Below are 13,704 nucleotides of genomic sequence, written 5' to 3'. Positions count from 1 at the left end.
CGTCGAGGACATGACCAACCAAGCACCGGCCGAACGGCAATGCAGGAGAACTCACGCCATTACAGCGGCCCAACTGCGGCATCTCCGGAATGCCTATATATGGGCTGCGTAGTCAAATGAGGCTTAAAAGCACTATCTCGCGTCGAGGTGGGCAACCAGGAAGGGAAGCGCTCGACGCAGTGCCGCGTCATCCCCACCGGACGCGAGCACCTCGCCGAGATAGTCCCCGTGGTTCCCGGGGACGACGAGCAGCCGCGCGTCGGCCAGCCGGGACGCGAGCTCCACCCCCTCCTGCACCCGCACCACGTCGCGATCGGCCACGACCACCAGGGTCGTCGCGGTGACGGCGTCGAGCAGCTCGTCCGGGAAATCCTGGAACCCGAGCATGAGGTCGCGATCGAGGTGGAACATCCTCCGTGCGTGATCCGGATCTCCGCTCACAGCCAGGTCCGCCCGACGATACGGAGCGGGGAGGTCGTCGAACGTTCCGGCGGCCAGCCCCTCCCAGAAGCCCTCCACCATCCCGGAGCGGCGGAACGGCGCCGACGCCACGATCAGCCGCCGCACGGCTGCTGGATGCCGCCCGGCGAGCTGCAGCGCGACCTGGCCGCCGTTGCTGAACCCGAGCACGTCCACCGGTCCGCAGTGCAGCGTCGCGAGCAACGCGGCCACGTCGTCGGCCGAGCGCTCGAACGAGGCAGGGCCGTCGCCGGTCGCCGTGCGGCCGTGGCCCTGCAGCTCGACGGCGAGCACCGAGCGGGTCGGCGCCAGTCGCGGCAGCAGCAGCCCCCAGTTCGACGCGATCGTCGAGCCCCCGCCGTGGAGAAGGAGCAGTGGCGGGTTCGGCGAGTCCGGGTCGCCGTGCCATTCGTGATGCAGCGCGTTCGGGATCACGCGGGAAGGCTACACCCCTGGCGCGGAACGCAACCCCCTGCCGCTGTCGTCGCCGCCGCCTAGAGTGGGGAGCGTATGACAGAGCATCCGCCCGCCTCCCTCTCCGCCCAGCCCGAGCCCGTCGTCGTCACCGGCGGCTCCGACCCGTCCCTCACCCGCTTCGAGCGCGGGGATGTCGTGCGCCGCAAGGGCCTCTTCACGCTCGTCTCCGGGCCGTTCACACCGCGCGAGTCGATGATCGAGGACCTGCTGGCGGTGCACGACGCCCTCGAGGCCGCCGGTTTCGACTTCCTGCTGGTGCGCGGAGACGACGGTCGTCTCATCGTCGCCGTCGACCGGCGCCGGCGCAAGGAGCTGGAGGCCGTGCTCGCCGACGCCTTCGCGAGAGAGCCGTTCTACGCGCGCCCGATCGACGCCGAGGGCCGCCCGGGGGATGAGGCGTTGCTCATCGCGGACGGGCGCCTCTCCCGGCGCAAGGCCGACATCCTGCGCCTCTACCGCCCGCGCCTCGAACCGGTCGGCCGGCTGCGCTACGGCTCCGACACCGCCTTCCAGCTGGAGCTCTGGCGCTTCGGCGACGACGAGATCGAGGCCCCCTGCCCCAACGCCCTCATGCGCACGCGCCTGCCCCGCAGCGAGGCCGTGGAGGCCGAAGTGGAGCTCTACGGCCGCCGCTGGCGCTCCCTGCAGCACATGTTCGACCCGCTCGCGAGCGACGTGGCGTTCGACATCGACATCGTCTTCTCGTGGGTGGACGGATCGAGCGCCGAGTACCAACGCCAGCGTGCCGCGCAGATGGCCGCCTACGTCGTCGGCGAGGGCGACGACAACGAGGCACGGTACCGGCAGATCGACGAGCTGAAGTACGCGCTGCGGAGCGTCCACATGTTCGCACCCTGGGTGCGCAACATCTACATCGCCACCGACTCGCCCGTGCCCGCATGGCTCGACGCGGAGCATCCGCGCATCCACATCATGCGGAGCGAGGACTTCTTCGCCGACACCTCCACCCTCCCCACGCACAACTCGCACGCGGTGGAGGCCCAGCTGCACCACATCCCGGGCATCTCGCAGCACTTCCTGTACTCGAACGACGACATGTTCTTCGGCCGGCCGATCTCCCCCGACGTGTTCTTCTCGCCCGGTGGCATCACGAAGTTCGTCGAGGCGGGCACCCGCATCGGGCTCGGCGAGTCGGACCCGGCGCGGAGCGGCTTCGAGAACGCCGCCCGGGTGAACCGCCGCCTGCTCTGGGAGCGCTTCGGCGCCGTCACGACGCGGCACCTGGAACACTGCGCGGCTCCGCTGCGGGTCGACGTGCTGCAGGAGATGGAGCGGGAGTTCGCCGAGGAGTTCCGGCGCACCGCGGCCAGCCCGTTCCGCTCGGCGACCGACATCTCGGTCACGAACTCTCTGTATCACTACTACGCGCTGATGTCGGGCCGCGCGGTCACGCAGACGCAGGCGCGCGTGCTCTACATCGAGACGACGCTGCGGCAGGCGCCCGAGATGATGAAACGGCTGCTGAAACGCCGCGACCAGGACATGTTCTGCCTGAACGACGGGTCGAAGCCCGAGATCCCGGCGGAGGTGCGCACCCGCGTCGTGACCGACTTCCTCGAGCGCTACTTCCCGTTCGCGGCGCCATGGGAGGTCAGGGCGCCGCAGGAGGTCAGGGCTCCGCAGGAGGTCACGGGGCCGCAGGAGATCACGGCGCCGCAGGCGATCACACCGGGAGCGTGACCGGCTCGGTCGGCGCGTCCAGGCGCGGGCGCGCCGGCGGGATGCGGATGCCGTCAGCGGCGAGTCGGCGTGCCGACTCCTCCGCGTCGATGTAGTCGAGAGTCGGGTACTGGCCGAGCGGGACCACGGAATGCAGCACGGTCGTCGGGTACACGTGCACGAGGTTGAATGCGAGCGCACCGTCGCGACCTTTGGTGCCGCCGACCGGGACGTTGAGGTCCTGCGTGTAGCAGCTCGCCGACGCGACGGAGACGGGGATGCCCGCGAACGTCGCCGTGGACGAATAGTGGAGGTGCCCGGCGAGGATGCTGCGGACGTCGCTGCCCTCGAGCACCTCCGCCAGCTGCGCCTGGTCCCGCAGCTCCACGGAGACGGCGAGGTCGAGGACGCTCGGCACGGGCGGGTGATGCATGGCGAGGATGGTGCCTTCGGGGGCGGTGGTCGCCAGCTCGGCGGCCAGCCAATCGAGCTGCGACTCGCTCACGTCTCCGTAGTGGTGACCGGGGACGCTCGAGTCGAGCACGATGATCCGCAGGCCGCCGATCCAGTGCACCTCGTCGACCGGCTCGCCGGTGGGCGCATCGCCGCGCAGCCCCGACCGGAAGGCTCCGCGGTCGTCGTGATTGCCCATCACCCAGACGATCCGGGAGCCGAGCCGTTCGGCCACGGGCTCGACGAGCTCCCGCAGCCGCGCGTAGGCGCCGGGCTGGCCGCGGTCGGCGAGATCGCCCGTGAACACGATCGCCTCTGGGCGGCCTCCTGACGCCTCCACCTCGGCCAGCAGGGCGCGCAGGTGGGCGTCGCTGTCGACCGAGCCATAGAGGCGCTCCCCACCTGCGAGCAGGTGGGTGTCGCTGATGTGCAGCAGGAAGTGGTCGGGCCGCGGGTACTCCGCGATTCGCGTCTTCACGCGCACAGTCCACCACCCCAGCCTGAACGAGCCGTGAACGCGCGCGGCGTGGCGATTCCCTGACCCCCGAAAGGGGCAGTGGAACGCGATCTTCTTCATTTCATGCTCTGTCCAGCTGTTCGCGCCTCGGGCTAGCATGCAGCCATGAGCACCACCACGCACGATGAGTACATCGCCGTGCCCTCCCTGCGCCAGGGTCAGCTCATCTCGCTGATCCGCTGGACGAAGGACGCGGACGAGTGGACGTACACCACCCTCCTCGCCGAGTATCTCCACCGGGACGACACCAGCTGGCACGTCGTCCTCGACGGGGAGCCGACCCGGATCAGCCGGGAAGAGTGGGCGATCTTCAACTGATCGCGCCCCTCGGGCCGACCTCCTGCGGCGGGGCGCGTCTTGCCAAGGCAGCCCTCGCAGGCGTTGGATGCTGAGAGAACGGCAACCGACGAAGGGGGCAGCATGTCCGCCAGTGAGCTCGAGATGTCCAGCGTCCGCTTCCCGTACCGGGAGCGCGTCTTCCACGTCGAGAAGAAGGCGCCGGGGGTGTGGGTGGTGCTGGACGAGTCTCACGCCGAACTCGGGACGCTGGTGCGGGTCGCACCGGAGGGCGAGGAGCACGAGCCGGTCTTCGGCACGGTCCCGCCCGGGCAGACGGAGACGCTGCGCGAGGGGTCGGACTGGAAGACGCTCGTGTCGTCGATCATCAACGAGGCGATCGACGCGGACGCCGAGCCGTCGGGCACCGGCAACCTCGGGGGCTCCTGATCGCTCCACGCGCACTCCCGCCGATCACGGTCAGCCCGCGGGCAGGTGCGGCGAGTACGATACCCGGGATGAACGCGGCGCTGCGCAGGACACTCGGCTGGATCGCCGCGGTGCTCCTCAACGTCGGCGCGCTGCTCTTCGTCGTCGGGCTCATCGTGCCGCGGGCGGGCGGCACGATCTCGGTCCTGACCGTCGGTGTCGGCCTGCTGATCGGCGGACTCATCGTCGGGACCGGCTGGTTCCTGTCGTCCCGCGAACGGTCGTAGGCGCGCGCCGAGACGGCTGATTCTGCGCCGCCTCGGCGCGATTCGTGCGATTTTCGGCCGCCTCGGCGGCCGGAGTGGTGCGCGGATCAGTCCGGAGGCTCGGTGTTCTGCACGAGATCGGGGTTGGACGGCTGCTGCGCCGGGTCGAAGTCGGCGGGCGGAGGCTCGGCCGCGTCCCCTCCCGTGGTGTCTGCGGTCGTGACGTCTTGCGCACCCTCGGGAGACACACCGGTCTCGCCGGGCTCACTGACGTCGTCCGACGTACCGTCCTCGCCGGGCGCGGTCTCCGGCGGTTCGGCCGCCTGGGCATCGGCGGCATCGGCGGCATCGGCGGTGGAGCGGGCCTCGAAGCGCTCGGGGCGCTCCTCCGCGGGCACCCCCTCGGCGTCGGCGTTCTGCAGTCCGCTGGTGTCGCTCATGGCGTGCCCTCCTCGCTGTACGGAGTGACCGCTTCGTCATCGGATGCATCGTCCACCCGGTCGCGGTCGAGGTCGCGAACGACCTCCTGAATCACGTTCTGGTCGGCGGTCGGCTCCGCGGAGCCGCCGTCGTCGCCCTCGAGATCGCCGGCCAGTCCGTTGGTGGGGTCATGGCCGACGATCGGTTCCTGCTCCGTCGGATCGCTCATGACGCCCACGAAACGCCGAACCCCCTCGCTCTCGCAAGGGGGTTCACCGAGTCGGAGGAGCGGCGTAGGTTTGCGCCGTGTCTGATGAACATCGCGACTGATCGCCGAGAGCCTCGCCGGGCCGAGAGCCTCGGTGGCGGGTCGGGATTCCGGTTGCTCATCGCCGATGCCGAGCCGGCGCTGGTGAAGTCTTCCTGAGCATCGTCATCGATGGCGAGGATAAGGTGACCGCGTGATGTTCGACGGTAGTAGGAAGAAGCAGGCGGCAGCGGCGCGCGCGTCGCTCGCGCGTGACGCCCAGGCGGCCGGGTGGGTCTGGCAGGGCCCGACCCCGCCGCCACCGCAGGAGATCTGCGAGGCGGCGCTGCGCGGCACACGTCGCGCAGGCCTGCCCTGGACGAACGGCATCCAGCCCGTCTGGACGGTCGGGCTCGCCGACGGCGTCAGCGGAACCGTCGGCGACCGGACCTTCGTCGCCGGCCGCCTGGCGGGGTATGCCCGTGGCACCACCAACGACGGGACGGTATTCGGTCACCTCACGGAGACGACGATCGTCTGGTCCCCGCTTCCCGCTGCACTGCCCGAGATCCGTCTCGTCGACCGCAGCGGCACCCAGGACGACGCCGGCATCCGGCTCCCGGCGGCGACCGCGCCCGGGGAGGCGGGGGCGCGATGGTCCGCCGAGGGGTTCCTGCCGGCCTTCGCTTCCGACGTGCTGACAGCGGATTTCATGGCCGCACTGGAGGCGGCGGCGCCCTGCTCCGCGATCGTCATCCGCGCCGGCGTCATCCTCGCCTACGGGTTCGAGCCGTGGGATGCCGCCGCGATCCGCGACCGCGTGACCACACTCGACCGTCTCATCCGTGCCGTGCCCGCCCACTGCTGGAATCGTGCGGATGCGCTCGTCGCCGGTACCGGGGTCTTCCCCCACGACATCGCCGACGGCGACCGTCTGCGACTGGACCACCGCCTCGTCGGCCCCGACTGGCAGGGCGGGGGCTTGTCGAGGTTCCGGTGGGAGGACGTCGACACGCTCGACGGCCGGGTCGTTTTGAGCGGACGCGAGTCCGTCGAACTCGAGGTGTATCCGATCGATCGGGCGCCCGCCGGACTCGGGCGTGGCGCAGGGGTGCAGTTCGGCGGCTTCGGCGACCCGCTCGCCGAAGCCCGCACCCGTGGCATCCCCACGGTCGCCTCCACCCTGCAACCGCCCCCGGCGTAGGCTCAGCGCCTCACCGGGGGGGGATGCGCGAAGGGTCCGCTGCCTCCCGCGCTCCCGCGGACCGACGATCCCGGCCCGGCTCTAGGCGTTCGCCGCGGCGACCAGCTGGTCGAGCTGGTCGCTCGTGATGGCGTTGCCCGAGAGGGCGGCGGCGCGCACGAGGGGGATGGCCTCGGCCATGCGCCGCATCCCGGGGTCGGCGAGCAGGCCCGAGATGGCGGCGTCGCCCGACTGGGCGAGCGCGGCGCCGAGCAGCTGGGAGCCGACCGGGTGGTCGAGCCACTCGCCGAGCGTCGACTCGGCGGACAGCGGGACAGACGTGCCGTCGCCGGCGAGCGCGAGGGTGACGGTGCCGCGCAGGTCGCGGGAGGAGGCGCCGACCGACACCTCGTAGTCGCCGCCCTCGACGATCCAGCCGCCGAGGTCGATGTCGTAGTACGCCAGATCGTCGGCGGGGATCTCGATGACGACGGTCTCGGTCTCACCGGCGGCGACGGCGACGTTCGCGAAGCCCTTCAGCTCGCGGATGGGGCGGGTGACCGCCGAGCCCGGGAGCGCGACGTAGACCTGCACGACCTCCCGGCCGTCGCGGGCGCCGCTGTTGGAGATGTCGACCGTGACGCGGATGCCACCTTCGGCCGTGGCCTCCACGGCAGGGGCCCCGAAGTCGAAGGTCGTGTACGAGAGGCCATGCCCGAACGGGAAGCTCACGGCGACCTCGCGCGCGTCGACATCGCGGTAGCCGACGAACAGGCCCTCACCGTAGCGGACGTGCCCCTTCTCGCCCGGGAAGTTGAGCGACACGGCGGAGTCTTCGAGGCGCAGCAGCAGCGTCTCGGCCAGGCGGCCGGACGGGTTCACGACACCGAAGAGCACGTCGGCGATCGCGCCGCCGCCGGCCTGGCCGAGCAGCCAGCCCTCGACGATCGCGGGAACGCGGTCGGCCCATCCCGAGACCCGCACCGCGCCACCGTTGGAGAGCACGACGGCGACGCGCGGGTTGGCGGCGAGCACCGCCTCCAGCAGTGCGGTCTGTGCGGTGGGAAGCTCGATGTGCTCGCGGTCGAAGCCCTCGGACTCGTCCTCGCCGGGGAGACCGAGGAAGAGCAGGACGTCGTCGGCCGAGGTCGCCGCGGCGACGGCCTCCGCCGTCAGGGAGGCGATGTCGCCCTCACTGCCGAGCGCGTAGCCGGCGGCGAAGGAGACCTCGGCGTCACCGGCGAGCGCGCGGATCTCGTCGAGCGCGTTGTCGAGGCGGGTCGGGACGATCTGCGACGAGCCGGCGCCCTGGTAGCGCGGAGTGCGGGCGAACTCGCCGATCACGGCGATGCGGCGCCCCGCTGAGGCCGCGAGCGGCAGCACACCGTCGTTCTTGAGGAGCACGATGCTGCGGCCGGCGACCTCTCGGGCGAGCGCGTGGTGCGCATCCACGTCGTAGGTCGCCTCGGGATCGAGGTTGTCCACCGACTTCTGCACGAGGTCGATGACGCGCTGCGCGCCGGTCTCGAGCACCGCCTCGTCGAGCGAGCCGTCGCGCACGGCGGCGACGAGCTGCGCGTCCGTCGAGCCGCCCGTCGAGGGCATCTCGAGGTCGAGGCCGGCGATGAGCGCCGAGACCCGGTCGTTGACCGCACCCCAGTCGGAGACGACGAGGCCGTCGAAGCCCCACTCGTCGCGCAGCACCGTCGTGAGCAGCCACGGGTCCTCGCTGGCGTAGACGCCGTTGATGCGGTTGTAGGAGCACATGACCGTCCAGGGCTGTGCATCCTGGACGACGCGCTGGAACCCGCGCAGGTAGATCTCGCGCAGCGGGCGCTCGTCGACGTCGGCGCTCACGCGCATCCGGTCGGTCTCCTGGTTGTTGGCGGCGAAGTGCTTGAGGGAGGCGCCGACGCCCTGCGACTGGAGGCCGCGCACCAGGGCCGCGCCGAGACGCCCGCTGATGATCGGGTCCTCGGAGAGGTACTCGAAGTTGCGGCCGCACAGCGGCGAGCGCTTGATGTTGATGCCCGGGCCGAGCAGCACGCTGACGCCTTCGGCCTTGGCCTCCTCGCCGAGGGCGCGGCCGACGCGTTCCAGCAGGTCGGCGTCCCACGAGGAGCCGAGTGCGACGGCGGGCGGGAAGCAGGTGGCGGGCACGCTGTCGCCGATGCCGAGGTGGTCGCCGCCCTGGCTCTGCTTGCGCACGCCGTGCGGGCCGTCGGTCAGGTAGATGGAGGGGATGCCGACGCGCTGCACCGCTTCGGTCTCCCAGAAGCTCGCGCCGGAGGTGATCGACGCCTTCTCCTCAGTGGTCAGTTCGGGTGCGCGGACGAGACGGTCGACCATGGTTCTCCTTCGATGTGGTCGGCGAGCGGTGACAATACCTTACATCACTCGGTTTTAAGGGCGGAAGGGTTCTCAGGGACTTCACGTCAGAGGCGCCGGGAGAGATCCCGCAGAGCCGTCATGTACTGCGCCGACGCGGGATACCCGGGATGCGTCGCCACCTTGACCAGGTAGCGGGCGGGCCCGAACTCGTCGGCGCCGCGGTCGATGTCGTTGTCGTCGTAGGAGTCGTCGGGGAAGCCGAGATAGTCCGTCCGGCGCCAGAGGTTGATCCACGCGATCTCGCCGTCCGGCTGGGTGAGCAGCTCGCGGAGCGTCGGCTCCGGGCCGTCCCCCGGCCGCTCGACCGGAGGGTCGGCCTGGTCGCGATTGACCTGCCGCAGCCACGGGTCGGCGCTCCACAGCGATGGCCCGGCGCTCCTGCGCACTCCCAGGACCTCGCCGCCGAACAGCTCGGGGAAGAAACGGCCGAAGAACGCCCGCAGCTGGGTGCCGTAGGTGAGGAGGCCGACGTTGCGCAGGCCGCCCGACGTGTCGGCCCCCAGCGTGAAGAGGCACGAGACCGCGAGCACTCCGCCGAGGCTGTGCGCGCTCAGGATGACCTTGCGCCGCTGCGGCGTGCCGAGCGCGGCGAGCTCGTCGTCGGCCCTCTCGAGCTCGGAGCGCGTGTCGCGACCGTCGACGATCCTGCCCGCCAGCAGATCCGTCTCGAGCCACGCGACGATGCGGCCGCGCAGCTCCGGGATGACGCGCTCGGCGTAGCACGGCGGGCCATAGGGATGGCCGGCCCGCGGCAGGAAGCACATCAGGTCCCACATCACCCCGATCGGCCGCTCCTTCGTGGCGATGGCGTTCTCGGCGATGGTGACGATGGCGGACACCGCGATCAGCCCGAGCGCGGGCAGCGCGAAGTCGAGCAGCGCGGTCGGGCGCCAGGTGTCCGGGAACGACACCGCCACCACGCAGCCGACGGCGAGGAGACCCGCGAGGGCACCGAGGATCGGCTCGCCGCGGTGGAACAGCCCGGCGAACCGGCGGGCGTGCAGCATCCGGGTGGTGAGCTTGCCGGAGGTCGTCGTCAGAGGCACGTGCCCGTCGCGGTAGCTGCGCAGCGGCGCGAGCAGCGGACGGCCGCCCTCGGTCCGCGGTGTCGTGAACTGGGGCGTGGTGCGCATCCGTGCCACCGCGACGACGGCCACGAGCAGGAGGAGAAGGACGGCGAGCACCGGGACCGTGCTGCCGAAGTTGCGGTACGCACCGGGGGTGATCAGGGCCGCGTCCCCCGGCGAGAGCGGGCAGATCGGGACCGCGCCGGGAGAGCTGAGCCAGCACTGCGCCCCGAGCACCACCAGCGTCGAGAGCAGCATCGCGCCTCCCAGCGAGAGCAGCAGGACGACGCCCGGGCCGGTGCCGCCCCAGCCTTCGTAGCGGAGCACCTCCCGTCGCCGGGCCCGGGACGGCTGGAAGGCGATGACCAGCGCGAGCAGCACGAGGGCGCCGAGGCTCACCGAGTAGGCGATGATCGAGGGCGGCTCCGGCGGACTCCCGTCCGGGGTGAGGAGCACCGCGAGCGCCACCGCGAGCCCGGCGACCACCACGAGCGCGATGCAGGCGACCGCCGGAAACCACTCGCGCACGCGCGCCGCGGACCTCGGCCACTCCGGGAGCCTCCGCCAGCCGAGGGCGGAGAGTGCGATCGCCAGCAGCACGCCCGTCACGATGGCGGGGGAGATCACCAGTCCGAGGAACGGGATGCGCGCGTAGTTCAGGTGCGGGTCGGGCACCGCGACCGCCACGAACACCACGACGTAGACGGCGACGGACACGAGGAGCGTCCATCCCGCCCACCTCTCCCGGAGCCGCAGCCTGCGGCGGACGAGATTGCGGCGCGCGGCGGTCGAGACGGTCCGCGACGGCCTGGTCACCGTGTCGGTGTCGGCCATGACACGGGCGATCGCGACCACGAGACCGACGATCGCCGCGAGGACGGCCGCCGACACCCACCATCGGGCGAGCGGAGCGGGCTCCCCGCCCCAGCACGCCGCCGGGATGCGACTGCTGCCGCGAGAGCACGCCGCGAACACGTCGTCCCAGCCGAGCAGGATGCTCACGAGGAAGAGGGAGCCGGCGAGGTGCAGCAGTTCGGAGGGGAGCCTGACCCTCGTCATCCCCCAGAACCCCTCCGTCGCCAGCGGCGTGCGGCCGTTCGGATCGGCCGCCGCCGCGCCGCCGCGCTCCTCCGCGTGGCGCATCTTGTCGACCGTGCCGAAGATCCCGGCCTCGTAGCGTGTGCGCGCCGTGTGCGAGACCACCAGCAGCACGACGACTCCCAGCACCGGCACGAGGGAGAGCATCGCCAGCCGGATTCCCCGGCGGTCGAAATCGGGCAGGGCGAAGAAGTCGTTCAGCCAGCCCGGCATCGACGGGCAGGAGGCGGTGCCGGCCAGGCACTGCGAGCCGATGAGGTCGAGCGCCACCGAGGCCAGGGCGCAGACGTAGAGCAGGGTCAGGCAGAGTGCGAAGACGCGGAGTGAGGCTGCGCCGCGCCCGGCCCGCCACTCTCCGGCCACGGTCTGCCGGGGGATGCGGCGCGTCCAGTACGCGGTGTTGCACAGCCCGAAGGGCAGGATGAGCAACCACGCGAGCTGGACGAAGAACTGCCCGACGACGACGAGCGCGCCGCCGCCGTACCGGGCCATGAGTCCCCAGGAGTACCCCTCGCGGCGGATACGGCTCGGCGGGTACGCCGGATCGGTCGGGTCGACAGGGTCGACGGTCGGCACGAAGAAGCCGCCGTTCTCATCCGCCTGATCCGGCCGCACCTCCCCCGGGGGCACGCCGAGCATCTCGGCGGGGGGCGTGTTCTTGATGCCGTGGATGCGCAGTTCGAGGATGTCCTGCTCGGGGGCGCCCCCGCGGCGCGCACCGAACAGCGTGCTGAACCAGCCCATGAGACCCCTCTCGCGCAGACCCTCGCGCGCGCAGGGTACCGCTCCGCGACGATGTGCGGCCAGCCTGGGATTCCGTGCCGAATCGGCGGCGCTCTACTCCTGGCGGCCCGCCGGGCGTAATGTCTGCATCATGAGCACCCCAGCAGACCCGGCCGACACGCCGCGCGAGGACCTCGAGGGCAGCTACACCGAGGTCGACGGCGAGGCCCCCCACGAGCGCACCGTCCACGGCCAGTACACCGAGACCGAGGACAATCCCGGGCCCGAGACCGATATCGAGGGCACCTACACGGACGTCGACGAAGCCGCCGACGCGCCGCAGGGCGAGTACACCGACACCGACGAGCCGTAGGCCGCCGACCCGCGGCCAGTGGGGCGCTTCGGAGAGACGTTCACCGGAAGAGGTGGACGTTGTCTTCGACCCAGGTGCGGAAGCTGCGGGACGGCGCGCCCATGAGGCGCTCGTACTCGTGCGAGATGGCCGGCGTCGCGCCGACGGCTTCCCGCCAGTCCTTCACGATCTGCCGCACCCACACCTCGGGCACGTACTGCGAGAGCAGCGCCGTCGACTCCGCCTCCGTCTGCTCGATCACGACGACCGGGCGACCGATGACCGCCCCGATCGTGTCGACCTGCTGCCGCAGCGTGAGTCGTTCGGGACCGGTCAGGACCGGCTTCTCGCCGATGAGGGCGTCGCCGGTGAGGGCGAGGACGGCGACATCGGCGATGTCCTGCTCGTGCACGGGCACCTGCACCGCCTCCGGATAGGGCAGGGGCACGGCGCTCTCCCGCTGAACGCTCCAGCTCCACCGCGCGGCGTTGCTCGCGAACCCGCCCGGCCGGAGGAACGTGTACGCCGCCCCCGACTCCTCGATCGCCCGCTCGACACGCAGGAATCGGGAGCCGTTGAAGTCCTCCGCGGCGCCGGGAAACGTCACGGACGAGGACGAGAGCAGCACAACATGCCGCACCCCGGCCGCGACGAACGCCGCGACCAGCGCATCCGGATGCTCGAGATCCGCGTAGAGGAAGACCCGGTCGACGCCCTCCAGCGCGGCGGCGAACGATGCGGGCTCGTTCAGGTCCGCCGCGAACACCCGGACGCTCTCCGGCAGGGACAGCTTCGCCGGCGTGCGGCTCGACGCGCGCACATCCACACCCCGCTCGATCAGCCCGGCGACGACCGCGCCTCCGATCGCTCCGCTCGCACCGACGACCAGTACCGCCATGACAACCTCCCACTCAACGAACAACGTTCGCGAACAGTATTCGTTACGAATGTCGTTCGTGTCAACTGATAGGCTTCCGCCATGTCCGATCACGCAGACACCCTCGGCGCCCGACGGGGACGATCAGCGAAGGCCCCCCTCACCTCCCGATCGATCGTCGAGGCAGCCCTGGGTCTGATCGAGGAGCGCGGCGCGGACGCGGTGGCCCTCCGGCACGTCGCGGAGCGGGTGGAGACCGGAGCAGCATCCCTCTACGCGTACTTCACCGGCCGCGACGCGCTGCTCGAACACGTGCTCGATGCCGCGTACGCGCAGGTCGAACTGGTCGAAGCAGACGGCCGGGAGCGCGGGTGGCGCGAGGCGCTCGCCGACACGATCGCGAACACGATCACGACCCTGGAGCGCTACGCCGGGCTCGGTTCCGTCGCACTCGGCACGATCCCCGTGCTTCCCGGTGCGCTCAGGCTCGCCGAACACGAGCTCTCCCTCATGGAACACGGTGGCGTTCCGGGTGAGCGCGCCGCGCTCGGCGTCGACCTCATCGCGCAGTTCGCCGCCTCGTCCGCGATCGAGCGCACCGTACGCGCGAGCGGCGACCGCGGTGCCGGCGAGCGTCAGCAGGTTCTCTCGGCCTACGAGAACGCCGATCCCGAGCGCTTTCCGCGCGTGCGCCGACAGGCCGCGCTCCTCACCGGTCCCGACGAGCGGACGCGGCGCGATTTCGCCATCCGCGCGCTCATCGCGGGAATCGAACGCACCGCTCCCTGA

The 13,704-nt window shown here is 71.3% G+C and carries 14 protein-coding genes; 7 read left to right on the top strand and 7 right to left on the bottom strand.

Annotation, left to right across the window (positions count from 1 at the left end; all coding sequences use genetic code 11):
- Nucleotides 1–132: 132 nt before the first annotated feature.
- Nucleotides 133–894: an alpha/beta fold hydrolase gene (locus LLS1_RS01445; RefSeq protein WP_226653275.1), complete on the bottom strand. Its 762-nt coding sequence runs from the start codon at nucleotides 892–894 to the stop codon at nucleotides 133–135.
- Between the two features lie 75 nt (nucleotides 895–969).
- Here LLS1_RS01445 and LLS1_RS01440 point away from each other — a divergent pair, with 75 nt between their 5' ends.
- Nucleotides 970–2,637 carry a stealth family protein gene (locus tag LLS1_RS01440; protein ID WP_226653274.1) on the top strand — a complete coding sequence of 556 codons (1,668 nt, stop codon included), beginning with the start codon at nucleotides 970–972 and terminating at the stop codon, nucleotides 2,635–2,637.
- Here LLS1_RS01440 and LLS1_RS01435 read toward each other — a convergent pair.
- The gene (locus tag LLS1_RS01435) at nucleotides 2,621–3,547 is read right to left on the bottom strand and encodes a phosphodiesterase (RefSeq protein WP_226653273.1); all 927 of its coding nucleotides are present in this window, start codon (nucleotides 3,545–3,547) and stop codon (nucleotides 2,621–2,623) included. The two genes, LLS1_RS01440 and LLS1_RS01435, sit on opposite strands and share 17 nt — an antisense overlap.
- 144 nt (nucleotides 3,548–3,691) lie before the next feature.
- Between LLS1_RS01435 and LLS1_RS01430 the strand changes: the two genes are divergently transcribed.
- The 3 genes from LLS1_RS01430 to LLS1_RS01420 all read left to right on the top strand — a co-directional run bounded on the left by LLS1_RS01430 (nucleotide 3,692) and on the right by LLS1_RS01420 (nucleotide 4,578).
- The gene (locus LLS1_RS01430) at nucleotides 3,692–3,904 is read left to right on the top strand and encodes a hypothetical protein (protein WP_226653272.1); all 213 of its coding nucleotides are present in this window, start codon (nucleotides 3,692–3,694) and stop codon (nucleotides 3,902–3,904) included.
- 102 nt (nucleotides 3,905–4,006) lie between these two features.
- Nucleotides 4,007–4,312, top strand: a complete 306-nt coding sequence (locus tag LLS1_RS01425) for a hypothetical protein (protein ID WP_223358551.1) — start codon at nucleotides 4,007–4,009, stop codon at nucleotides 4,310–4,312.
- 68 nt (nucleotides 4,313–4,380) lie between these two features.
- Nucleotides 4,381–4,578 carry a hypothetical protein gene (locus LLS1_RS01420; RefSeq protein ID WP_226653271.1) on the top strand — a complete coding sequence of 66 codons (198 nt, stop codon included), beginning with the start codon at nucleotides 4,381–4,383 and terminating at the stop codon, nucleotides 4,576–4,578.
- A gap of 86 nt (nucleotides 4,579–4,664) precedes the next feature.
- On the opposite strand, the gene LLS1_RS01415 is transcribed toward LLS1_RS01420, so the two are convergent.
- Together LLS1_RS01415 and LLS1_RS01410 are read right to left on the bottom strand one after the other, a co-directional pair.
- Entirely contained in the window at nucleotides 4,665–4,997 is a 333-nt protein-coding gene (locus tag LLS1_RS01415; protein WP_226653270.1) for a hypothetical protein, read from the bottom strand.
- Entirely contained in the window at nucleotides 4,994–5,206 is a 213-nt protein-coding gene (locus LLS1_RS01410; RefSeq protein WP_226653269.1) for a hypothetical protein, read from the bottom strand. The genes LLS1_RS01415 and LLS1_RS01410 overlap by 4 nt, the downstream gene beginning before the upstream one ends.
- A gap of 235 nt (nucleotides 5,207–5,441) precedes the next feature.
- Here LLS1_RS01410 and LLS1_RS01405 point away from each other — a divergent pair, with 235 nt between their 5' ends.
- Nucleotides 5,442–6,428, top strand: coding sequence for a hypothetical protein (locus LLS1_RS01405; protein WP_226653268.1), 987 nt, complete (start codon nucleotides 5,442–5,444; stop codon nucleotides 6,426–6,428).
- 81 nt (nucleotides 6,429–6,509) lie between these two features.
- Here the strand turns inward: LLS1_RS01405 and LLS1_RS01400 are convergent, their stop codons facing one another.
- Both LLS1_RS01400 and LLS1_RS01395 read right to left on the bottom strand, forming a co-directional pair.
- A complete protein-coding gene (locus LLS1_RS01400) occupies nucleotides 6,510–8,756 on the bottom strand; it encodes a glycoside hydrolase family 3 C-terminal domain-containing protein (protein WP_226653267.1) in 2,247 nt (748 codons plus the stop codon).
- Nucleotides 8,757–8,842: 86 nt separating this feature from the next.
- Nucleotides 8,843–11,707, bottom strand: coding sequence for a hypothetical protein (locus LLS1_RS01395; protein WP_226653266.1), 2,865 nt, complete (start codon nucleotides 11,705–11,707; stop codon nucleotides 8,843–8,845).
- Between the two features lie 130 nt (nucleotides 11,708–11,837).
- On the opposite strand from LLS1_RS01395, the gene LLS1_RS01390 reads away from it, so the two are divergent.
- On the top strand, nucleotides 11,838–12,059 hold the full coding sequence (locus LLS1_RS01390; RefSeq protein WP_226653265.1) for a hypothetical protein: 222 nt from the start codon (nucleotides 11,838–11,840) through the stop codon (nucleotides 12,057–12,059).
- Nucleotides 12,060–12,099: 40 nt separating this feature from the next.
- On the opposite strand, the gene LLS1_RS01385 is transcribed toward LLS1_RS01390, so the two are convergent.
- Nucleotides 12,100–12,936, bottom strand: a complete 837-nt coding sequence (locus LLS1_RS01385; protein ID WP_226653264.1) for an SDR family oxidoreductase — start codon at nucleotides 12,934–12,936, stop codon at nucleotides 12,100–12,102.
- Between the two features lie 81 nt (nucleotides 12,937–13,017).
- Between LLS1_RS01385 and LLS1_RS01380 the strand changes: the two genes are divergently transcribed.
- Nucleotides 13,018–13,704: a TetR/AcrR family transcriptional regulator gene (locus LLS1_RS01380; RefSeq protein WP_226653263.1), complete on the top strand. Its 687-nt coding sequence runs from the start codon at nucleotides 13,018–13,020 to the stop codon at nucleotides 13,702–13,704.

Origin of the sequence: Leifsonia sp. LS1, assembly GCF_020521355.1 — a bacterium.
Classification (GTDB): domain Bacteria; phylum Actinomycetota; class Actinomycetes; order Actinomycetales; family Microbacteriaceae; genus Leifsonia.
The sequence above is the reverse complement of the archived record's forward strand: the minus strand, read 5'-3'. Positions and strand labels throughout refer to the sequence as shown.

Excerpts from the sequence above, each read along its gene's own strand:
- LLS1_RS01405 (WP_226653268.1), top strand. The coding sequence starts at position 5,442 with ATGTTCGACGGTAGTAGGAAGAAGCAGGCGGCAGCGGCGCGCGCGTCG.
- LLS1_RS01390 (WP_226653265.1), top strand. The coding sequence starts at position 11,838 with ATGAGCACCCCAGCAGACCCGGCCGACACGCCGCGCGAGGACCTCGAG.
- LLS1_RS01400 (WP_226653267.1), bottom strand. The coding sequence starts at position 8,756 with ATGGTCGACCGTCTCGTCCGCGCACCCGAACTGACCACTGAGGAGAAG.
- LLS1_RS01420 (WP_226653271.1), top strand. The coding sequence starts at position 4,381 with ATGAACGCGGCGCTGCGCAGGACACTCGGCTGGATCGCCGCGGTGCTC.
- LLS1_RS01380 (WP_226653263.1), top strand. The coding sequence starts at position 13,018 with ATGTCCGATCACGCAGACACCCTCGGCGCCCGACGGGGACGATCAGCG.
- LLS1_RS01415 (WP_226653270.1), bottom strand. The coding sequence starts at position 4,997 with ATGAGCGACACCAGCGGACTGCAGAACGCCGACGCCGAGGGGGTGCCC.
- LLS1_RS01425 (WP_223358551.1), top strand. The coding sequence starts at position 4,007 with ATGTCCGCCAGTGAGCTCGAGATGTCCAGCGTCCGCTTCCCGTACCGG.
- LLS1_RS01395 (WP_226653266.1), bottom strand. The coding sequence starts at position 11,707 with ATGGGCTGGTTCAGCACGCTGTTCGGTGCGCGCCGCGGGGGCGCCCCC.
- LLS1_RS01440 (WP_226653274.1), top strand. The coding sequence starts at position 970 with ATGACAGAGCATCCGCCCGCCTCCCTCTCCGCCCAGCCCGAGCCCGTC.
- LLS1_RS01410 (WP_226653269.1), bottom strand. The coding sequence starts at position 5,206 with ATGAGCGATCCGACGGAGCAGGAACCGATCGTCGGCCATGACCCCACC.
- LLS1_RS01385 (WP_226653264.1), bottom strand. The coding sequence starts at position 12,936 with ATGGCGGTACTGGTCGTCGGTGCGAGCGGAGCGATCGGAGGCGCGGTC.
- LLS1_RS01430 (WP_226653272.1), top strand. The coding sequence starts at position 3,692 with ATGAGCACCACCACGCACGATGAGTACATCGCCGTGCCCTCCCTGCGC.